General features: G+C 61.5%; 19 protein-coding genes and 1 pseudogene. 7 read left to right on the forward strand and 13 right to left on the reverse strand.

All coding sequences use genetic code 11. The features are described 5' to 3' along the window. On the forward strand, window positions 1-249 hold a 249-nt coding region (locus EN807_RS14105; RefSeq protein ID WP_135935875.1), incomplete at its 5' end, for a HigA family addiction module antitoxin. Between the two features lie 46 nt (window positions 250-295). Here the strand turns inward: EN807_RS14105 and EN807_RS14110 are convergent. From EN807_RS14110 to EN807_RS14130, 5 genes are all read right to left on the reverse strand, one after another. Next, complete coding sequence (locus EN807_RS14110) at window positions 296-1,102, reverse strand: ABC transporter permease (protein WP_127315132.1); 807 nt, start codon at window positions 1,100-1,102, stop codon at window positions 296-298. Continuing rightward, a complete protein-coding gene (locus EN807_RS14115) occupies window positions 1,102-1,935 on the reverse strand; it encodes an ABC transporter permease (protein ID WP_135935347.1) in 834 nt (277 codons plus the stop codon). Before EN807_RS14115 ends, EN807_RS14110 begins: the two co-directional genes overlap by 1 nt. Before the next feature lie 25 nt (window positions 1,936-1,960). After that, window positions 1,961-3,076, reverse strand: coding sequence for an ABC transporter substrate-binding protein (locus tag EN807_RS14120; RefSeq protein WP_135935348.1), 1,116 nt, complete (start codon window positions 3,074-3,076; stop codon window positions 1,961-1,963). Between the two features lie 74 nt (window positions 3,077-3,150). Further along, window positions 3,151-4,245, reverse strand: a complete 1,095-nt coding sequence (locus EN807_RS14125) for an ABC transporter ATP-binding protein (protein ID WP_065006678.1) — start codon at window positions 4,243-4,245, stop codon at window positions 3,151-3,153. 250 nt (window positions 4,246-4,495) lie between these two features. After that, window positions 4,496-5,383: a LysR substrate-binding domain-containing protein gene (locus EN807_RS14130; RefSeq protein WP_135935349.1), complete on the reverse strand. Its 888-nt coding sequence runs from the start codon at window positions 5,381-5,383 to the stop codon at window positions 4,496-4,498. A gap of 75 nt (window positions 5,384-5,458) precedes the next feature. Here EN807_RS14130 and EN807_RS14135 point away from each other — a divergent pair, with 75 nt between their 5' ends. Together EN807_RS14135 and EN807_RS14140 are read left to right on the forward strand one after the other, a co-directional pair. Further along, the gene (locus tag EN807_RS14135) at window positions 5,459-7,054 is read left to right on the forward strand and encodes an amidohydrolase (RefSeq protein WP_189522469.1); all 1,596 of its coding nucleotides are present in this window, start codon (window positions 5,459-5,461) and stop codon (window positions 7,052-7,054) included. A 22-nt stretch (window positions 7,055-7,076) separates the two neighbouring features. After that, entirely contained in the window at window positions 7,077-8,009 is a 933-nt protein-coding gene (locus EN807_RS14140) for a dimethylarginine dimethylaminohydrolase family protein (RefSeq protein ID WP_135935351.1), read from the forward strand. Window positions 8,010-8,056: 47 nt separating this feature from the next. Here the strand turns inward: EN807_RS14140 and EN807_RS14145 are convergent, their stop codons facing one another. Continuing rightward, complete coding sequence (locus EN807_RS14145) at window positions 8,057-8,440, reverse strand: SgcJ/EcaC family oxidoreductase (RefSeq protein WP_135935352.1); 384 nt, start codon at window positions 8,438-8,440, stop codon at window positions 8,057-8,059. Window positions 8,441-8,589: 149 nt separating this feature from the next. Then, window positions 8,590-9,335 (reverse strand): annotated as a pseudogene (locus EN807_RS14150) (glucose 1-dehydrogenase). 97 nt (window positions 9,336-9,432) lie between these two features. Here EN807_RS14150 and EN807_RS14155 point away from each other — a divergent pair. Then, complete coding sequence (locus EN807_RS14155) at window positions 9,433-10,326, forward strand: LysR family transcriptional regulator (RefSeq protein WP_135935353.1); 894 nt, start codon at window positions 9,433-9,435, stop codon at window positions 10,324-10,326. A gap of 42 nt (window positions 10,327-10,368) precedes the next feature. Here the strand turns inward: EN807_RS14155 and EN807_RS14160 are convergent, their stop codons facing one another. Beyond that, window positions 10,369-10,791 (reverse strand): VOC family protein, encoded by a 423-nt coding sequence (locus EN807_RS14160; RefSeq protein ID WP_135935354.1) that lies wholly within the window; start codon window positions 10,789-10,791, stop codon window positions 10,369-10,371. A gap of 212 nt (window positions 10,792-11,003) precedes the next feature. On the opposite strand from EN807_RS14160, the gene EN807_RS14165 reads away from it, so the two are divergent. The 3 genes from EN807_RS14165 to galE all read left to right on the forward strand — a co-directional run bounded on the left by EN807_RS14165 (window position 11,004) and on the right by galE (window position 14,956). After that, window positions 11,004-12,206, forward strand: coding sequence for an MFS transporter (locus EN807_RS14165; RefSeq protein WP_135935355.1), 1,203 nt, complete (start codon window positions 11,004-11,006; stop codon window positions 12,204-12,206). Window positions 12,207-13,010: 804 nt separating this feature from the next. Beyond that, on the forward strand, window positions 13,011-13,985 hold the full coding sequence (locus EN807_RS14170; RefSeq protein WP_189522411.1) for a UDP-glucuronic acid decarboxylase family protein: 975 nt from the start codon (window positions 13,011-13,013) through the stop codon (window positions 13,983-13,985). Then, the gene (galE, locus tag EN807_RS14175; RefSeq protein WP_135935357.1) at window positions 13,982-14,956 is read left to right on the forward strand and encodes a UDP-glucose 4-epimerase GalE; all 975 of its coding nucleotides are present in this window, start codon (window positions 13,982-13,984) and stop codon (window positions 14,954-14,956) included. Before EN807_RS14170 ends, galE begins: the two co-directional genes overlap by 4 nt. Before the next feature lie 241 nt (window positions 14,957-15,197). On the opposite strand, the gene EN807_RS14180 is transcribed toward galE, so the two are convergent. The 5 genes from EN807_RS14180 to EN807_RS14200 all read right to left on the reverse strand — a co-directional run bounded on the left by EN807_RS14180 (window position 15,198) and on the right by EN807_RS14200 (window position 21,166). After that, the gene (locus EN807_RS14180; protein WP_135935358.1) at window positions 15,198-16,433 is read right to left on the reverse strand and encodes a polysaccharide ABC transporter ATP-binding protein; all 1,236 of its coding nucleotides are present in this window, start codon (window positions 16,431-16,433) and stop codon (window positions 15,198-15,200) included. A 5-nt stretch (window positions 16,434-16,438) separates the two neighbouring features. Further along, the gene (locus EN807_RS14185) at window positions 16,439-18,067 is read right to left on the reverse strand and encodes a glycosyltransferase (protein ID WP_135935359.1); all 1,629 of its coding nucleotides are present in this window, start codon (window positions 18,065-18,067) and stop codon (window positions 16,439-16,441) included. A 243-nt stretch (window positions 18,068-18,310) separates the two neighbouring features. Beyond that, a complete protein-coding gene (locus EN807_RS14190; protein WP_189522412.1) occupies window positions 18,311-19,261 on the reverse strand; it encodes a glycosyltransferase in 951 nt (316 codons plus the stop codon). Window positions 19,262-19,349: 88 nt separating this feature from the next. Next, window positions 19,350-20,195, reverse strand: a complete 846-nt coding sequence (locus EN807_RS14195; RefSeq protein ID WP_189522413.1) for an ABC transporter permease — start codon at window positions 20,193-20,195, stop codon at window positions 19,350-19,352. After that, window positions 20,195-21,166, reverse strand: a complete 972-nt coding sequence (locus EN807_RS14200) for a polysaccharide deacetylase family protein (protein WP_189522414.1) — start codon at window positions 21,164-21,166, stop codon at window positions 20,195-20,197. The genes EN807_RS14195 and EN807_RS14200 overlap by 1 nt, the downstream gene beginning before the upstream one ends. Window positions 21,167-21,252: the final 86 nt, after the last annotated feature.

A 21,252-nucleotide genomic window follows, 5' to 3' on the forward strand; every position in this document is an offset into this window, starting at 1 on the left:
CTTGACGACATTATCCCGGCGACCGGAAAGACCAAGGTGGAAATCGCCAACCTGCTCGGAATCTCGCGCCAGCAGCTTTACGACATCATCCGCGAGAAGAAGCCGGTGTCGCCGGCTGTCGCCGCTCGCCTTGGAAAGATGTTCGGCGATGGCGCCGCGATCTGGCTTAGGATGCAAGCCGCGTATGATGCGTGGCATGCGGAGCGCGAGGTCGACGTCAGCGCTATCCCAAGGCTGCATGCTGCCTGAGGCAACAAGCCTGCCGCTTCTGCAGGGATGTCTTCGACTGCCGGCCCTAACGCACCCCGCGCAGTCTGACCACAAGGCTGCGCAGGCCCAACACCAGCACCGTGATGATGATCAGGATCACCGAGAGTGCGGCGATCGCCGGGTCGATGTTGTCGCGCAGGCCCATCCACATCAGCCTGGGTAGTGTGATGGCGTTGACCGAGGTGATGAACAGGGTGACGCCTATCTCTTCCCAGGACAGCACGAAGGACAGAAGGGCGGCGGTGACGATGCCGAATTTGATGTTGGGCATGATGATGCGGGTGGCGCGCTCCCACACGGTGGCGCCGAGGCCGCGCGCGGCAAGGTCGATGCGCCGGTCGAGCTGGCTGAGCGAGACCAGGATCAGCACCGTGGCGAACGGCACCGTCATCACCGCATGCGCCATGGCGACACCGAGCCAGGTGTCATAGCCGAAGAACGAGCTGACGCCAGAGATCGAGGTCAGCAGGAAATAGAGCGTGATCGCCGAAACCACCGGCGGCACCACCATCGGCAGCAGCACGAAGCCGACGAGTGCGGCGGTGAAGCGCGGCTGGAACATCCACACGCCGAGGCTGAAGCACAGCGCCAGAACGGTGGAGAAGGCGCTGCTGACGACGCCGATCCTGATCGAGAGCAGGATCGAGTTGATCCAGCGCGGATCCTCGATCAGCGCCCGGTAATGGCGCAGCGACAATTCGCCTGACGGCATTGCAAGCATGCGGGTCGGCGTCAGCGACACCGGGATGACGGCAAGCAGCGGCAACAGCAGAAACAGCGCAACCAGGGCGGCGAGGACCAGCGAGACGGGGCCGGGGCGGTAGGTCGGCATCAGATCAGCTGCTTCGGTCTGACATAGCGGAACACCAGCGCCATCAGCGCGCCGACGAACAGCACCAGTACGACGCTGATCGCCGCCCCCAGGCCCCAGTCCGGGCTCTGGAAGATGCGGAGATAGATCAGCTCGGCGACCATCACGCTGCGGCCGCCGCCGAGGATCGCCGGCGTCACGAAGAAGCCGAGCGAAAACACGAAGACGATGAGCGCCGAGCCGATGATGCCGGAGCGGGTCATCGGCACGAACACCGACCAGAAGGTGCGCATGCGGCTGGAGCCGAGCCCGCGCGCCGCCAGCAGGACGCGGTCGTCAAGGCTGCGCATCGAAGACGCCAGTGGAAACACGGCGAAGGGGATAAGGAAATGCGTCATGCCGACGATGACGCCGAATTCGTTGCGTACCAGCGTCAGCGGTTCTGAGATGAAGCCGATCGCCTGCAGCCAGGTATTGAACAGGCCGCGATTGGAAAGCAGCGCCACCCAGCCGAAGGCGCGCGTCAGCACCGAGATCCAGAACGGCACCAGGATGCAGAACTCGGCGATTACGCGCTGCGTCGGCGTGCCGCGCACCCAGACCACGGTGATGGCATAGGCAGCGGCAACCGAAACAATCGTGACGATCGCGGCGATGCGCAGCGTGCGGACAAACACCGACTGAACCAGCGGGTCGCTAAGCAGCGTGCCATACTGCCCGAGCCCCGGCTCTGGCAGCGTGAAGCTCCAATTGACGACGCCGAAAAATGGCCAGGCATAGGCGGCGCCAAGGAACAGGAGCAGCGGCGCCATCAACAGCGCCGCGCCCATCCTGTCGGAGAGATATGCTTTCATCTCGGCCCCGGTTATCCCGGTCCTATCAGGCGGAGATGATCTTCGTGTATTCGTCGAGTGCGGCCCCGTAGTTCTTGGCGTACCACTCCATGTCGAGCGCGATCTGCTTCTTCATGTTTTCGGGGTCGACCGGGTTGATGCGCTTCTTGTCGGCGGGGATCAGCGCGTCGGTTGCCGGGTTGGCCGGACCCTGGCCGAGCTTGTCGAACATGACCAGCTGCTTTTCCGGATCCTGGGCGCTGGCGATGAACTTCATCGCCGCGTCCTTGCCGCCGGGATTGCCCTTGAGTACGGCGAGCGCGCCGGGCGAGATCAGGCCCTGGTCCCAGATGAACTTGATCTTGCCGCCGGAATCCTGCTCGATCAGCGAGGCCCGCGTCGACCAGACGATCGCCATCGAGGCCTCGCCGTCGAGCAGCACGCTCTGGCTTTCGGCGCCGCCGCCCCAATAGGCGACGACATTTTCCTTGAAGGCGGCGATCTTGTCATGCGCGCGCTTGAGGTCGAGCGGGTAGAGCGAGGCCGGCGCGATGCCGTCGGCGAGAAGCGCGGCTTCCCAGCTCGACACGCCCCATTTGTAGAGCGAGCGCTTGCCGGGGAATTTCGTCACGTCGAAGAAGTCGGCCATGCCGGTCGGTGCTTCGCTGCCGTATTTCTCGGAATCATAGGCGATGACATAGGAGAAGAAATAGGTCGAAGCGGCGTGTTCCCAGCCGAAGCCCTCGCGCATCTTCTTCCTATCGACGATCGAATAGTCGATCGGCTCAAGCATGCCTTGCGCGCCGAGCGTGATCGCCGAGAACGGGTCGACGTCGACCAGGTCCCAGGTCGGGGCGCCGCTCTTGAACTGCGCCGCGATCGCGCCTTCTGTCGGGCCGGAGCCATCCATCTTGACGGGGATGCCGGTCTCCTTGGTGAAGGCCTGGCCATACGCCGCGTCATAGGCGGTGATGGCGTCGCCGCCCCAATTGACCAGCACCAGTTCCTTGGCTTGCGCGAAGGCGCCGGTCGAGCGCAGCAGCATCGGCGTGCCGGCCAGCACGTATGCGGCCAGCTGCGTGAACTGCCGGCGCGAGATCTCACCGCGCGCCGCCCTGGCGGACAGCGCCTCGATGGAGTGTTTCTTGGTTCCATTTGTCATGTCAGTTCCCCTTTTTTGTCGTTGATACTTCCCGAAAGTCAGCTAGGCGAATTTCAGCTTCGCCACGCCAATCGTTATTGTCCTCCGTCCGGAAGGAGGAAACCTTTTTCCGCCGGCCATGTCAGCCACACGGAATTGCCCTTGCTGAGTGCCGACGCTGCGACCTCGTTCGGCACCGAGACCGTCACCTTGGCGCCCTGGCGCGTAGTGAGATCGAGCCGCGTCGCAGCACCGAGATAGGTCGAAGCGACCGCAGTCGCGGCGATGCCGTTCTCGCCGGCGGCCGCTTCGGGCGCGATCGACATGTATTCGGGCCGGATCGCCAGGATGGCGTTGCTGCCGACGGCGCTTGCATTGCCGCGCAGCGTGATGGTGCGATCTTCGCATAGGCCGGTGGCGCCGTTGTCGGCGTTGCGCACGCCCTTCAGCGGCAGCATGTTGATCTCGCCGAGGAACTCGGCGACGAAACGGCTGGCCGGCCGGTCGTAAACCTCGTCAGGCGCGCCAACCTGCAGCAATTTGCCGTGGTTGAAGATGGCAACGCGCGACGATAGCGCCAGCGCCTCGCTCTGGTCATGGGTGACGAAGACGAAGGTGGTGCCGGTCTCCTGGTGCAGCCGCTTCATCTCGGCCTGCATCTGGCCGCGCAGGCCCTTGTCGAGCGCCGAGAACGGCTCGTCGAGGAGGAGCACGCCCGGCTCGAACACCAGCGCACGGGCCAGCGCCACGCGCTGCTGCTGGCCGCCGGACAATTGCGACGGCAGTTTCTTCTCGTGGCCCTTCAGCCCGACGCGCTCGATCATCTCGCCGACACGTCGTTTGATCTCGGCCGACGATTTCTTGCGCACCTTCAGCGGGAAGGCGATGTTGGCCTCGACCGACATATGGGGGAACAGCGCGTAACCCTGGAAAACCATGCCGGCCGCACGCTGTTCGGCCGGCCGCTCGGTGATGTCGACGCCGTCGCTGTAAAGGCGACCGTCGGTCGGCTGAACGAAACCGGCAAGGATCATCAGGAAGGTGGTCTTGCCCGAACCGGAAGGCCCGAGCAGGGTCAGGAACTCACCGCGGCCGATATCGAGCGTCAGATCGTCCAGCGCACGGAACGAGCCGAAGCTCTTGCCGATCCCGATTGCCTTGATCTCTGCGGCACGGCCGGGTTGCTGCATCCTGCCTTTGTCCTCAATGCTGATTGAAATCGTAGGCAGGGCGGCGGCTCACCGCAACCGAATAGTTTTCGCCTGACCGGCAAATTTGATTCATCTATGGAGCTAATCTCCCCTTGAGGGGAGATGTCGCCGAACGCGACAGAGGGGGTCGTCTCGCGTGGAGCGCCAACCTCCATCTGCAGCAGGCCGAGCCCAGCCGAAGCGACCCCTCTGGCCACTTCACGGCCATCTCCCCCCTCAAGGGGAGAGATTAACGCTGGCTCTCCGACAGCTTCGACCGCAACCATCCACTGAATACATCCAGCACCGGGTGGCTCGCCTTGGCATGCTCTGAGACGAGGAAGTACGACCGCGGCGAACTGATTGCGATGTCAAAGGGGCGCACCAACCGGCCTTCGCTCAGCGCCCGGCGGCTGGTCAACTCGTCGCCCATGGCGATGCCCTGGCCGGCGATCGCCGCTGAAAAAACAAGGTTCATGTCGGAAAAGAAAATGCCGCCCTCTGTGTCGGGGTTCTCGACCTTGGATAGCGCCAGCCACCGCGCCCAGTCCTCGGTGTCGCCGAGATGCAGGAGGTTGGCGCGCAGCACGTCGGCCGGTTTGGAAAAGCCGCCGACCTTGTTGAGCAGCGTCGGGCTGCACAGCGGCGTAAACGAGATTTCGCACAATAGCTCGACCGCGCGGTTCGGCCAATTGCCGACGCCGAAGGCGATGAACGCGTCGGCCTCGGCATTGCTGACATCGTCCAGCCGTCGCGGCGTCAGAATGCGCAGCGCGACATCGGGATACATCTGCCGGAATTCGCCAATGTGAGTACACAGAAACAGCGAGGCGAAACCCGGCGTGCAGCTGACGCTGAACGAGCCACCGACGCCGGTGCCGGCGTGGCGAGTCACCGCGTCGCCCAGCACAGTCAGCGCCTTGCGCACGTCGCTGGCATAGCGCTGGCCGCGCGGAGTGAGCGCCACGCCCTTGCCGATGCGCTCGAGCAGATCGAAGCCGAGATCGCGTTCGAGCAGGCGAAGCTGATGGCTGACGGCGCTGCGGGTCAGATGCAGTTCGTCAGCAGCGCGCCAGACGCTGCCGTGACGCGCAAAACTGTCGAGGGCGCGCAGCGCCTGCGTCGATGGGATTCTCAAGAGGTGAACCGAATTTGCATGAGCCGGGAAAACATATCACTTTTTGGCGAGGCGCTTCACTGCTTTCTTTCACCCATGGAGGAACCGGTGACGACCTCGGCCCAAGCAACCGCGCTTGCCTGTCTCGACGACATCCAGCCGTTACTGTCGGCGTGGACGCGGACGATCTTCGATTTCGGCGAGACCGCCTGGCGCGAATACCAGTCGGCCGCCTGGTATGTGGAACGTCTGAAGCACGAAGGCTTTTCCGTCGAGGAAGGCTCGGGCGGCATGCCCACCGCCTTTTGCGCCCATTGGACCAACGGCGCCGGGCCGACGATCGGCATGTATGCCGAGTATGACGCGGTGCCCGGCAATTGCCAGGATGCGGCGACCGTGAAACGTCCACGCCCGGGCCTCGGCGAACAGGCCGGCGGCCACACCGATCCGCATTCCGGCCTCGGTATTGCCAGCCTTGGCGGGCTTTTGGCGACCAAAGCGGCGATGCAGCGGCACGGCATACCGGGTACGCTGCGCTTCACCGGCGAGCCGGCGGAGAAGGTGCGGGGGTCGAAGCCGATCCATGCGGCAAAGGGCTACTACGAGGGCCTCGCCGGCATGATCTCCTTCCATCCCTTCTACATGCTGCCGCTCTGCAACACGGCGCGCTGGGACACGCATTGCGGCGCGGCCTATGCGATGATCTACCGCTTTGTGTGCGACGAACCCGAAAATTGGGTTCGCGCAAGCGATGGTGCGCCGATTCCGCAGGCGCATTCGGCGGTCAGGGCGCCGGGTGCCAACGACGCGCTCATGATGATGTACATGGCGTCCAAGGCGCTACGCGATTCCATGCTGCCGCACCAGGGCGGCTGGTCGATCAGCGAGGCGATCCTGACGGCGGGGCAGGCGACCGCCGACAATCTGCCGGCGGGCCTGGCCGAGATCCAGTACATGATCCGCGTGCCGACCTTGGCGATGGCCGAGCAGGTGACCGCCGTGCTCGACCGCAATGCGGAAGCCGCCGCGAAAATGAGCGGCTGCCGCCATGAGCGGCACTGGGTGTCGAAGTCGCGTCCGGGGCTCGCCAATCACGCCATGGCTGATATCGCCTATGAGGCGCTGTCGACGGTCGGGCCGCCGCGCTGGGACGAGGCGGCCAAGGCGATCGCCCGCGAAATCCAGGTCAATGCCGGCGGCACGGCGACCGACGAGCCGTTCATCGCCGAGATGGAGCAGCTTATTGCACCGAGGGATGCAGAGGCGATCCTGCGCCGCGACCTGCCGCCGTCGCAGCTCAATTCGACCTCCGACGATTACACCGACATGTCGTGGCACACCCCGACGGCGCGGTTCTACGTCGCTCGCCCGGCGCTGCGTTCCGACAGTGGCCACGCCTATCCCTCCTGGGCAATGAACGCGCTGGGCGGCATTTCCGCGACCATCGATCCGATGGTTACCTGCGCATCGAAGACAATCGCGCTCGCAGCACTTCGCCTGCTCGAAGACAAGGCCGCCCGCGACGCGGCGATGGACGAGTTCGTCGCCCGCACAGGCGGCGGCATCGGCGGCAGCAACTGGCTGGCGCCGCTCTGCGACTTTGACCCGCCGATCCATTTCCGCTGGCCGGAATATGTCACCACCCCGCGCGGACGGGACTGGTGGATAACAAGCAACCCGCAAGCCGCGTGATCACACAAGCCAGGAGAACCTCATGACCGTCCATGACCGCATCGTCACCGAGCCGTTTTCGTTGCAGCGCCGCAATCCGGCCGGCGGCACCAAGCCATTGACCGCCTGGGGCTTCGCCAACGAGACCGACGTCCTGACCGACGTCCTGCTCGGCTCGCCGAACTTCCTGCGCCACCTCTCGACCAGCTCGCTGTCGCGCAAACATCTGCGCGAGGCGCCCTGCAACGTCCAGATCGCGCAGGCGCAGCACAAGGACCTGGTCGCCGCTTACGAGCATTTCGGCGTCAACATCCACTGGCACGAGCCGACGCCGGAACTGCCGATGCAGGTCTATTCACGCGATTCCAGCGTCATGACGCCGTATGGCGTCATCATCACCGCAATGGCCAACTGGTGGCGGCGCGGCGAGAACTATGCGGCGATCCGCACCTATGAGAAGCTCGGCATCCCGATCTACGACATGGTCACCGCGGGCACGTTTGAAGGCGGCGACTTCAACGTCATCGAGGACGGCGTGGTGCTGATCGGCTGCGGCGGCGCCCGCACGCAGGAGGAGGGCGCCCGCCAGGTCCAGGCCTGGTTCGACAAGGAGGGATGGGAAACCCGCATTGCCTTCATCGACGAATATTATGTCCATATCGACCTGATGGTGGTGCCGATCGCCGAAAAACTGACCGCCGTCTGCCTCGCCTGCACGGAGCCGGGCATCGTCGATTGGCTGAAGGGCAAGGGCCACGAGATCATCGACGTGCCGTTCCAGGACACGATGGCGCTCGGCTGCAACTTCATGTCGCTGGGCAAGGACAGGGTGATCGCGCCGACCTCCAGCCAGACGCTGATCGGCCAGCTCAAGGCGCGCGGCTTCGAAGTGGCGGCCGTCGACATGAGCGAGATCTCGAAGACCGGCGGCGGCATCCACTGCATGGCGCAGGCGCTGAAGCGCGAGCCGATCTGAGGGGCAACGGAGCTCCGCTGCCGGCCGGAATGGGAGGCGAGGGGATTTTAGCCCTGCGCGGTCAGCAGGTTCGCATCGCGGGCCAGCCGCCACTCACCGTCAGCCTCCTTGCGCAGGAGCGTCAGCGTGTATCCCGATTGACGCACCGGCTTCCCGTTCGGCGGCGTCGCGGTCATATCGATACGACCGCGCATGAAGGCCCAGTCGCCGAGAAGCTGTAGTTCAACGATCTCGTTCGTGCCGTCGACATGAACGCCGGCCATCTCCTGCGCGGCCGCCGCGAAGATCTCCTTGTCGAAGGGCTCCCGGCCGGGAACCATGAAGATCGCGTCGTCCGTCATCAGGCTGAGGACGGTCGCGGTGTCTCCACGCTTGCTCGCATCCATCCACGTCTCGACCAGCTTTCGGATTGCTCTTTCGTCGTCCGTCATCCGTTATCTCCCTGGCTTCTCGCCGTCATCGATACCGCACGGCGCTCCTCCCTCGCCGCAACATAGGGCTTAGATCGCTCCCGTCATCGATTGCGGTGTTTTATCGACGTCGCGCTGCCTGGGGCGTCGACCGGTCCGCGGCTCTATGCTTACCGCCAACCGCCCGAGGCGGTGATGCGCTCGCCGGTCAGCCAGGACGCGTCGTCGGAGGCTAGGAACACCGCGATGCGGGCGATGTCGTCGGGCTGGCCGAAGCGCCCGAGCGGGGTCATGGCGATGATCTACTTTTCGAATTCGCTGCCGACGATGCCGATCCGTTTCAGGCCTTCGGTGTCGACGCCGCCTGGGGCAATGGCGTTGACGCGGATGTTGCGGGCGCCCAGTTCTCTCGACATGGACAGCGTGATCGAATCCACTGCGCCCTTGGTGGCGGCGTAGACCAGCGAGTTCGGCTGCGGGTTGATGCTGGCGACCGAGCTGATGTTGATGATGCTGCCGCCTCCGGTACCGAAATGGTTCACCGCTTCCCGGATGGTCAGGATAGTGCCCAGCACATTGGTGTCGAATTCGCGGTGAAACTCGGCCTCGGTCACAGCTTCCAGCGGTTCGAATGCGAACACGCCGGCATTGTTGACCAGGATGTCGAGCGCACCGAACGACGATTTGGCCGCCTCGAACAGGCGGCGCACGTCGGCCGCTTGCGACACATCGCCGTGGACGGCAACGGCCCGGCCGCCTGCGTCCCTGATCTCGGCAACGACTCGGTCCGCACCTTCCCGCGACGAGGCATAGTTGACGACCACGGCGGCACCGGCGCAAGACCCTTGCCGATGCCGGCGCCGATACCCTTGGAGGCGCCAGTGACGATGGCGACCTTGCCGTTCAGCTTGCTCATCAAATCTCTCCTTTGTTGATGATGAGCGGTATTTAATGGTGATCGGATAGCGTATTAGAATCGCCCAGATCGGTTCTTTCGTGCCTGGAATTCTTGAATGACAACCATCCTCGAAAAGACTGCCGGTCTCGTCGCCTTCGTGCGCACGGTCGATGCCGGTTCGTTCCATGCCGCCAGCCGGCTGGTGGGCTCCAGCCCGTCGGCGGTGTCGAAGAGCGTGGCGCGGCTCGAGCGGCGGCTGGGCGTAAGGCTGATCCAGCGCTCGACGCGTCGGCTGGGACTGACGAGCGAAGGCCTCGCCTATTACGAGCGGGTCGCGCCTTTGCTGAGAGCGCTGGATGATGCTGAGGACGTCGTTCAGATGGCCGATATGGCGCGCGGCTTGCTGCGCGTCACAGCATCCGTGGAACTCGGGCGCAGCCTGATCGCCTACTGGGCGCAAGCGTTCTTGGCTCAGCACGGCGAGGTGAAGCTGGAGCTCAGCGTCACCGACCGCCACGCTGACCTGATCCGCGAAGGCTACGACGTCGCGGTGCGCATGGGGGCGCTGTCGGATACCGGGCTTGTCGCGCGCAAGATCGCCAATCTGCCGATCGTGCTGGTGGCCTCGCCGGCCTATGTCGAACGGCGCGGCCGGCCGGCATCGATCGAGGCGTTGCAGAGCCACGACTTCGTCCGTTACCAGATGGCCGGCCGGCCTTATCCCGTCACCTTCGCCGACGGCACGGTGATCGTGCCCAACGGGCGGCTCGATACCGATGACGGCGGCGCTATCCGCAATGCGGCGCTTGCCGGAGCCGGCATCGCGCATCTGATGCAGTTTGCCGTGCAGGACGATCTCGACGCCGGCCGCCTGGTCCGCGTCCTGCCCGAGGTGGCGATGCCGACCATGCCGGTGCACATCGTCCATGCGTATGGGCGACAGCTACCGGTCCGCGCCCGGCTGTTCGTCGACTTCCTGGCCAGCCAAATGACGGCGCTGACGCGATAAGGCGGGCGGGATGGCGTCCGCAGTCGATCCGTCACCCGGTCATCAGAACGTAATCTTCACCGAGGCGGCGCTGCGGTTCGCCGGCCCGTGAAAGACGGCCTCGATGTTGTTGCCGTCGGGATCGAGCAGGAAGGCGGCATAGTAGCCGGGATGGTAGTGCTGCCGCTCGCCCGGTGCGCCATTGTCCGTGCCGCCGGCCTCGAGGCCGGCCTTGTAGAAGGCGTCCACCATCGCGCGGTCCTTTGCCTGGAAGGCAAGGTGGTGGCGCCCCGTCAGCTTTCCCTGGGCCGCCCGGCTGTCGGCGCTCGAAACGAACAGTTCGTCGGCCCAGAAATAATCCTCGGCGCTGCCGCCGATCGGAATATCGAGCACCTTGAAAACCGCCTCGTAGAAGCGGCGGCTGGCCTTGAGATCCCCGACCACCAGCTGGACGTGGTCGATGAGACGGCCGCGATGAAGTTCCATGCCTGATAGCTCCTGATCGCCAGGTTGGAAATCTAGCTTAGGACGGGGCACGGTCAATGCAATGGAGCAATCGAGTGGCGCGATTTCCTGACTGGATAAAAAATGCAACCGGATTGTAGGAGTCGAAATGTCGCCATCGTCCTTCGGACGCAAGCGGTGTGACGAAGCTCGAAAGAAGTCGCGCCGTGTCCAAACGATCTCGGGAGAAAAATATGAGTCTTTCCTACCGTTGGGTCATCGTCGCGGCTGGCGCCCTGATGACCTGTGTCGCCCTCGGGGCGATGTTCTCGCTGGCGATCTTCCTCGAACCGATGACGCTCGACACAGATTGGTCGCGCGCCGGCATATCGAGCGCGATGACGCTGAACTTCCTGGTGATGGGCCTCGGCGGCTTCGCCTGGGGCGCCATTTACGATCGCTACGGCGCTCGCATTGTGGTGATGACAGGTGCGGTGCTGCTCGGGCTGGCGCTGGTACTGGCCAGCCGCACCGGCTCGCTGCTTGTCTTTCAGATCACCTATGGCGTGCTTGTCGGCCTCGCGGCAAGCGCCTTCTTCGCGCCGATGATCGCGCTGACCACGGCCTGGTTCGACAAGAACCGCAGCCTTGCCGTTTCGTTGGTTTCGGCCGGCATGGGCGTGGCACCAATGACCATCTCGCCCTTCGCGCGCTGGCTGATCTCGGCCTATGACTGGCGCACCGCCATGTTCGTCATCGGCGTCGCGGCGTGGGCGCTTCTGGTGCCGGCCGCATTGCTGGTGCGCCAGCCGCCCAAGCCTGCCGCTGACGACGCCACCTCCGACCTTGCCGCCAACCATACCGGCATGTCGGTTCGCCAAGCGCTGCGCTCGCCGCAATTCATCGTTCTGGCACTGACCTTCTTTGCCTGCTGCGCGGCGCATTCCGGGCCAATCTTCCACATGGTGAGCTATGCGATGCTGTGCGGCATAGCGCCGATGGCGGCGGTCAGTATCTACAGCATCGAGGGCCTAGCGGGGCTGGGCGGCAGGCTTTTATACGGCGTGCTTGCCGACCGGCTGGGGGTCAAGCCGGTGCTGATTACCGGTCTGGCGATACAGTCCGTGGTGATCGCAGCCTATCTTGCCGTCAGTGGACTTGGTCAATTCTATACGCTCGCCATCATCTTCGGCGCCACCTATGGCGGCGTGATGCCGCTCTATGCGGTGCTGGCGCGCGAATATTTCGGCCAGCGCATCCTCGGCACGGTATTTGGTGCTGTAACCATGCTGTCCAGCATCGGCATGGCCTTCGGCCCACTCGCCGGCGGCATGGTGTTCGATGCCTATGCCAGCTATTCCTGGCTGTTCATCGGGTCGGCCCTTGTCGGACTCGGCGCGGTGGCGGTGGCGATCGCCTTCCCGCGGCTGCCGCGCAGCGAGTTGCAACCGGCGTAAGGAGTGCGAAAGGGATGGCCGCCTTATTGGGGCGGCCATCGATCTGCGTTAGGCTGTGAGCCGAAGTGGACATCGCGGAGCGGGTACTCAAGCGGTTGCTAAGCGTGCAGCGAGTTGCAAAATATCTCTCAAATTGCTAATTTAATGCTTACTTTTACTAGATTACCATAATCATAAATATATTTCCATAACTTACAATATATAGAAATATTCCTGAAATTACATAATTGGATTTTGCGCAACGCTTACTATTGACGGCCAGAGGCATTTTCCAGCAGCATGCTGCACCGCAGCGCATCCGCGTCCTATGCTTATGGCTGGTAGGCCGATCTGAACGCAAAACCCTCAAAAAAGAGCAGTTTCAGGCAGTTTTCGCGCATTTTGCGGGCTGACCCTCACGCGACTGTTTCAAATGCGTTAACATTTTGTGTTGCAGGGCAGCATTTTCTCCCTATCCTCGCCGTGGGCTTTTGATTGCGTGAAGGGGACTCTCCTTGGCGATCCCGGTGAAGCGTGGTGTTGACGCAATCTGCAATTTGGTAGGCCCACTGGCGGGGGATGGCGGAAAGTCATTTGGTCGTCGCTCCGCCCGAACCTCCGGACGCCGCGCGAGACGCAGCGCTTCGAGCGAAAACGACCGGTCGTGTCGAGAAGGTGCCGTTGTCCGCAGACTAAGCAGCGGTGAACCCGACCAGCAGCACAATTTCTTATCGTTAACGCAAAGTGAAGGCAGGCCTCTGGTAAATCGCCGTGTCATCGGGTTAACTTATTAGGTTGGGCTAAACTGGCGTGGGGATCCCAAAAATGCAGCGGGCGAAGCGAGTTTTGGTGACTGGGGGCGCAGGTTTTCTGGGATCGTTCTTATGCGAGCGGTTGCTTGGTGAAGGCCACGAGGTCATATGCGTCGACAATTTCTTCACAGGAAGTCGGAGAAACGTCTCGCATTTGCTCGACGACAGATCCTTCGAGATCATTCGCCACGATGTGACATTTCCACTCTACATAGAAGTTGATGAAATATACAACCTTGCCTGCCCGGCAAGCCCCGTTCACTACCAGTTCGATCCGGTCCAGACGACAAAGACCAGCGTCCATGGGGCGATCAACATGCTGGGGCTCGCCAAGCGGGTTCGCGCAAAGATCCTTCAGGCGTCCACATCCGAAGTCTACGGCGATCCCGAGGTTCACCCGCAGACCGAGGACTATTGGGGCAGGGTAAACCCGATAGGGCTTCGTTCCTGTTACGACGAAGGCAAACGGTGTGCCGAAACCCTGTTTTTCGACTATTGGCGGCAGCACAGGCTGCGGATCAAGGTAGCGCGCATCTTCAACACCTACGGTCCGAGGATGCGTCCGGACGACGGTCGCGTCATTTCCAACTTCATCGTGCAGGCGCTGCAAAACCAGCCGATAACCGTGTACGGCACCGGCCAGCAGACACGCTCATTTTGCTATGTCAGCGATCTCATCGACGGTCTGGTTCGCCTGATGCACACGGCCGACGATGTTACCGGTCCAATCAATCTGGGCAACCCGGTCGAATTCACGATGCTCGAACTCGCCAATCTCGTGATCGAACTTACCGGAAGCCGATCCAAGATCAAGTTTTTACCTTTGCCCGTCGATGATCCAAGGCAGCGACAGCCTGATATCGGGTGTGCCTTGCGCGAGCTCAACTGGAAGCCAAGAATCGCATTGCGCGATGGTCTCGCCAAGACCATTGCCTATTTCGATGACTTGGTCTCATCGGGACATGCTCGGTCCGCTGCTGCCGAATGAAAACAGTCTTGGTCACCGGCGGGGCGGGCTATATCGGCTCACACTGTTGTAAAGCATTCGCCGAATCCGGTTGGACGGTCATTGCGTATGACAACTTCTCGCGCGGCTGGCGCGACGCGGTCAAATGGGGACCGCTTGTCGAGGGCGATATTTGCGACGCCGCAGTGTTGGCAGCGGCGCTGCACCAGTATCGGCCCGATGTGGTGGCGCATTTCGCCGCTTACGCCTATGTCGGCGAGTCCGTCGAGCGCCCGGAACTCTACTACCGAAATAACAGTTTTGGGACGCTGGTCTTGCTCGAGGAAATGCTGAAGATCGGCGTCGACAAGTTGATCTTGTCGAGCACCTGCGCGTCTTACGGCGTTCCGATTCGTTCTCCGATTGACGAAACGCATCCGCAGTCACCCATCAATCCCTATGGATGGTCGAAATTCATCGTGGAACGAATGGTGGACAATCTTTCGGATGCCCATGGCCTCAACGCGGTTGTGCTCCGGTATTTCAACGCGGCCGGATGTGATCCCGACGGCGAGATCGGTGAGCGGCATGAACCGGAAACGCATGTCATTCCGCTCGCTATCGAGGCGGCGGTTAGGTCGGGCAGGATTTTCACCATTAATGGCACCGACTTCGACACCCGTGACGGAACCGCGGTGCGGGACTATGTCCACGTCACCGATCTCGCCCGTGCGCATGTCCTGGCAGGAGAGAAGCTTCTCCGCGATCCGGGAGTCCACGTCTACAATCTCGGCACCGGAACCGGAACGACGGTGAACGAGTTGGTCGAGGCGGTGAGCCGGGCGTCGGGAACGCGCCTTCCTGTGGCCTACGGCCCGCGCAGGGCAGGTGACCCGCCTGCGCTTGTAGCCGCGGCCGGCAAGGCGGGCCGGGAACTCGGCTGGATGCCTGAGCAATCCGGAATCGACCGGATCGTCGAAACGGCGCTGGCCTGGTATCGCAGCCGGTTGTGACGGATCTTTTTTGCGGAAGAGCCCTACCGGTTGGTCAACAAGCGATCGAGAGCGGCGGCGACTGCAGCAAGCGAGAAAGTTTCCTCTTTCCGCTTTCGCGATGCCTGACCGAGGCGTTCCCGCAAGCCCGGATTGTCCTTCAGTTTTTGCAGGGCGCGCGCGATTTCAGCGTTGCGGTCGCGCGGTCGACGGATTGAACTACAGCGAAGATGTATTCGCCAGGACGTCTCTCCACGCGCCTTCAATCCACCTCAAGCAACTGGGCAGAATGCGACAGTCGCACAATCCCGTGCTCTTTCAGATATGGCCAATAGGAGTCATTGACTGTTGCTGCAACAACGTCGAACGTTAGCAAGTTCTCGCTTGCGAGGTCCGGGTCATCCTCTCCCCACGCATAGAGAGCCGCTCCAGCGCTATAAGTGCCTGGCAACAATCCCAAAGATCGCACGCTGAATACGACGGTGGCCTGCCCAACTATGTCAAATTGGCCAACACCTTCCGCGAGGCTTTCGAGCACAGAGATCAAGTTGCCTTCCTGATCAAAAATCTGGATGTGAACCACGCTTCGGTGAAACGAATTCCTCGCGCCCAGCTTCAGCACGAAATCGTAATCGCCGCCAAACTTGAGTTGGCTGCATCGCTCGCGCGTACCCGGATACACAATAGCCACCTGCATCCAGAGGTCATCATCGCCAACGCGCTCGGAACCGTTGCTGCTTGCGGCGGTGTTCGACAGGTACGCATCGATGATCGATGATGTCTCGCCAAAATCCTTCAGAAGGCCGCGGTCCAGATAAATCGCTTTTGTGCAATGCTGCCGAACCATGGCCATGTTGTGGCTCACGAACAGCACGGTCCGACCTTCACCCGCGACGTTCTTCATCGTGCCGATACATTTCCTTTGAAATTCAGCATCGCCGACGGCAAGCACCTCGTCGACGACGAGAATCTCCGGCTCCAGATGAGCAGCGATCGCGAAGGCAAGCCGAACATACATGCCGGACGAATAACGCTTGACCGGCGTTTCGAGAAAGCTGCCGATATCGGCAAATTTGATGATCCGGTCTAGCTTACGCGTGATCTCGGCCTTACTCATGCCGAGGATCGCGCCGTTGAGGTAGATGTTCTCGATCCCGTCGAGATCCGGATGGAATCCGGCCCCTACCTCCAGCAAGCTTCCGATCCGGCCTCGCATCACTGCCTCGCCCTCATCCGGAGCCGTGATCGAGGTCAAAACCTTGAGCAGCGTGGTCTTTCCCGAGCCGTTGCGTCCGATGATACCGCACACGGTGCCAGTCGGAACGGAAAAAGTGATGTTCTTGATGGCGAAGAATTCATTGAGGGAAGCTTCGGCTTCCCGCGAGCGCAGACGCGCGACAAGTTGTTCGACCTCCTCACGCAATGAGCGCACGCCGATCGCGCCGCGCCGATAGCGCTTGGAAAGTCCTCGGACCTCAACGGCTGGCAATTCTGTCATCGATCTCAAGCCGTAACATTTGCGGTTCGACTGCCGGGTTGATCCGCGGTCAGCCCGTCCTTCACGACGCGCGCCGTGACAACGATAGGATAGGCGGTATCCCGGACGTCGAGCTTCTGGTCAGAAACTTCTTCCTTGGCGAGCCCCTGGAGAAAACAAACTGCCGCAAAGACGTTGCCGTGAGTTTCGAGCGCCATATTCGCCGTGCTGAAGGATTTCGCAAGCAACTTCGCCAAAGCCGCCTGCGTCAATGACCAGAACCACGTGCTGCCCCACTCGCCGCGATCGACCGGGGTGATGCCAGGAACAGTTAGCAGCAGCACGCCCCCGGGCTTGAGCGCTTCGGCCAGTGCAGCGACCGCGGCCGACATGTCGAAGATCAGATGAAGTGTTTGCGTGAGGATGATGCAGTCGAAGGCGTTTGACGGCAGGACTCCGGGTTGCGACAGGTCGCCGATGATGGTCGCGTTTGGACTATCGGGATCAACATGCAGCACGTCGCTCTTGGCGACATGAGCACCGCCAAAATGCATCGTGTAGCTGTTGTCGCCGATTTCCAGCACACGGCCATGTATGTCGGCCGCATTCAATTGTAGGAAATTCTCGATATAATACCGATCTATTGGCTTGCCGCGATCATATCCAAATGAGCGGCTCATCGGCATCGTGCGTGCGAAATCCCCAAACCGCACCGAACGGACGGGCGGAGCCCGCCAATCGGCGCCGGAAGCTCCGAGCAACCGTTGCACACGCCTGCCGACCTTGCGCTTTATCCTAAATGCCGCCGTTTGCAGCGCGATCGGCGGCGACATCTGCAAAGCCTGCCGCAGCATGCGAATCGCTTTGGCGGGTTCGGCGCGGATCGCGCGCAAGGCCTCAGTAGTCAACTCTCCGGTATAGTAGGTCTTCCAGAACCGCCTACCATCGCGGACTGCAAGACGCACATCGTCGTCAACCGGACCTGCCAACTGCTTGTCAAGCACCGACAATGCTGCAGCGAGCATCATTGATCGATCCTTCGACATGTTGTCGCCGTGCATGCGATACTCGGCGACGAGATCGTCGTGCGTTACGATCGAACCGCGCCGGGCGATTCGCAAGAATAGCTCATAGTCTTCGCAGGACCGCATTGAAGTGTCGAACCCGCCCATGGCCGCGAGCCTCTCCCGCCGATAAACCACGGTCGCATGCATCGCAATGAAGTTTCCCGTCCGCAGTAACTGAAGATAAGGATCTTCAATAAGCGCGACGTGATGCTTGTCTGACTCGATCGCACCGCTTCCATTGATGAAGCGATGAGCTCCGTAAGCGAGAACCGCATCTGGATGCGCAACCAGCATTCGCACGCCCGTCTCAATTGCATTCGGAAGGAGACGATCATCCGCGTCCAGAAAGATGATGTAATCGGATCTGGAAGCCTCCAGTCCGGTGTTTCGGGCGGCCGCGAGCCCGCAATTGTCCTGCCTGATCAGGCGCACGCCTGGATGACGCTCGACAACCGATGCCGGATTGTCGGTGGATCCGTCGTCCACGACAATAATTTCATCCATCGGCCGGCTTTGACGAAGACAGCTCTGAATGGCTTCCTCAAGAAACCGAGTATGGTTGTAAGTTGTTATGACGACTGCGATCATGAAACAGCCAAATTCTCCTTAGCTTCGCAGAGAGGCAACGGGCTGGTGTTCGTTGCTAGAAATCGAACGCGACCTTAGGCGTCACAAACAGAATTTTGGCACAGATATGATGGACACTCGTCAGTTTTAGCACGTCGCCCCCAGCGTGGCGATGCGACTTGTCATTCACATAAAACGGTATCGTTGATATCAGAAATCTCAGGCTCGGTTCGCGATCCAATCCGCGCCACCGGTCCCGCCCACTTACTTCCGTGCTCTCGTCAGCAGCCTGAACACCTTCGACAGGATGCGGCGTGGCGTCAGCCGCCGAGCGAACCGGCGTCCGGCTTCGATGGCGAGGTCAAACCTATCGCGAAGTGTCAGGGGCCGACGCTGGGCCGGATAGCGCGCAAATGCGAAGCGGAGCGCCCGCTGCAACTTCGGCGTCATCAATCCCGAGGTCGACGCATGCATCTCAACCCATTCGAGGAAGCCAATGCGAGCAGCATGCGGGCGCAGTCGATCGTAGATGCCGGAAGCAGTCGCCTTGGCCGATGTCGAATCGAGGTGCTGCCTGTAGCGGCCGGTGGGCGTGGATGTCACGAATACCGGATAGCGCAACAGCAGCTTTACCAGAAGGGTCTGGTCTTCGTAGAGCTCGAACGCCTCATCGAAGCCGCCCACCGCTACCAAAGCTTCGCGGTGAACCATGATCGAGCAGATGCACGGCACATGAGCCCGCTGGCGCACGATGACCTGGTCGAGCAGGTCGGGCGGCATGTGCAGACGGTCCGATTGGCGTGGCATCGAGTCGGTCCAGTTCCTGTGCGGCTCATCGGGGAACCACCACAGGGTCGGTCCGTAAAGGAGCTTGATGCGAGGATGCGCATCAAAGATCGCAAGTTCCGTCTCGAATTTTTCCGGCTCAAATATATCGTCGCCATCCAGGAACGTGAAGAACATGCCCGACGCGGCCGCGATTCCGGCATTGCGCGCCGCGGCGGCGCCGCGACGCTCGCCGTTCGATCGAATGAAACGGATTCGCGGATCTGCGGCTGCTGCAGCCACCGCGATCGCAACGCTCCCGTCGAATGATCCGTCGTCAATGAGTAGCATTTCCCAGTCGGTGAAGGTTTGCGCGCGCACGCTTTCGATCGCGGCCGGAAGAAACCGCTCGACATTGAGGAAAGGCGTGATGACGGAGATCAATGGCATCGGCGTCGTGCCCATTGTGCAGAATGCGCGGCGGCCGACGAAAGGCGACCTTCACCCTCTACGGGGCCGCAAGGGTTGTCATTGCTCGTCACAGCATGTCCATGGCCGTTCGCTCGACGCGTTGAAAGATCACGATGCCGATGAACAGCACGACCGAGGTCGTGACAAGCGCTGCAGCGATTTGTAGCGCACCGACTGCCGAGGTGCCGAGGAAGCACCAGCGCCCTTCCTCAATTATGACAGCGAGCGGATTCAGAAATCCGGTCAGCGTCCGGTACTGCTCGGGAATGGCCGAAAAAGGAAAGATGATCGGCGTCACGAACAGCCAGATCTGAATCAAGAACGGAGTCATATGAGCTGTATCGCGGTATTTCGCGGTTGACGCTCCTAGACAAAGCCCCACAGCCAACGAGAATGCCGCGATCTGGATGATCACCAGCGGAAAGAACGCGAGGCGCCACGACAACCCGTCCACTTTTCCTGTCAGTTGGTACCAGAGCAGGAAGGCCAATGCGACGCCAAGCTGGATCGCCAGGGCCACACCGTTCGACAGCAGCGACGACACGGGAACGACGAGTCGCGGGAAGTAGATCTTGCTGAAAAGATGACCGTTAGCAATGAAGACCTGGCTCGCGGTGGAGACGACTTGGGAAAAATACGACCACAGCACCAGCGCTGTCAGATAAAAGATTGGCGCGGGATGGCCACCGGTTGAAATGCCCGCGATACCGCTGATGACGGTGGTCAAGGCTGCGGTAAGCGCCAGGGGCTGCAGGATCAGCCAAGCCGGACCAAGCAAGGTCTGCTTGTAGCGGACTTTGATGTCGCGCATCGCGAACAGGAGCAGCAGATCGCGATAGCGCCACAGGTGCCAGAAATCGAGGTCAAACCAGCCGCGTCGAGGAGTGATAATGGTAGTTTGCTGTGCGTTCATTAGAACAGATGATCCTCGATTTTTCGCAAGAATTCGTCCCCTGACCAGTTGCCGACATACAATCGAGGTAAACGCAGCACGTCTGCCTCGGGCGCGACGCACCCGGCGCGCGTCGTGCATGCGAACTCAAATCCCGCTTCCCGTACGGCAGATACCGACAGAGCGTCATGGTCTCCGAATGGATATGCAAACGAGAGGACGCGTTTTCCTGTCATTTGCTCACAGGCCGAACGGCCGTCGACGATCTCGCGAAGCTGGGTCGCGAAGGAATGGGCCGGAAGCGTGGGATGACTGACCGTATGACCGCCGATTGTTATAAGGTCGTCACTGATGTCACCAACCTCCCCGGGAGTCATAATACAGTGCTCTGGCCTGGCTTCGAGACCAACGCCGGCCCATTTCGCAATGTCTTCGACGTGCGCGTTCTGTCGCTCATACGGCAGCGTTCGGAGCGCCGACCATACCTCCCGGTAGACTTTGTCACGGCCGGCCTGATCCACCATCTTCGGGATAAGCCAGTGATGCCTGCCTCCCTCGATCGCGATGTCGAGTTGGTCAGGCAGTTCAGGCGTCTCAAGACAGATGCGCGTGAGCGCATCCCACCAGAATTCTCTGCCGCTTCCGATTGCTCCCGTCGCAACAAACAGCGTCATCGGGCAGTCGTGACGCTGCAGGATAGGGCGAGCGTTGCTGTAGACGTCGTGATAGCCGTCGTCAAACGTGACAACCGCAAGCGGTTTGTCTGGCTTTCCCCGTGCGATGACATCAAACAGCTCATGCAAATGCACCACCTGCCGGCTCCGCGTCAGCGCTTCGATTTGTTCGTCGAACCTCGCCGGATGGACGGCTAGGCTCCACGGATCGACGGCGATGTCTGCAACGCGATGGTACATCAGTATGATGGGAGCACGGCGCAGGCGCCGAAGCCGGACCAGCCGACCAAGCTGCAGGAGAACGCGCGGAATCACCATCGGTCTCCCGCCGCAGGAACCGTAAAAACCACGCTCATGTCCGACCGCGGATGCCATCCCCATCGGCAGAAACGCGATACATGTGA

This window comes from Mesorhizobium sp. M5C.F.Ca.ET.164.01.1.1 (genome assembly GCF_004792125.1).
In the GTDB taxonomy this organism is placed as follows: domain Bacteria; phylum Pseudomonadota; class Alphaproteobacteria; order Rhizobiales; family Rhizobiaceae; genus Mesorhizobium; species Mesorhizobium wenxiniae.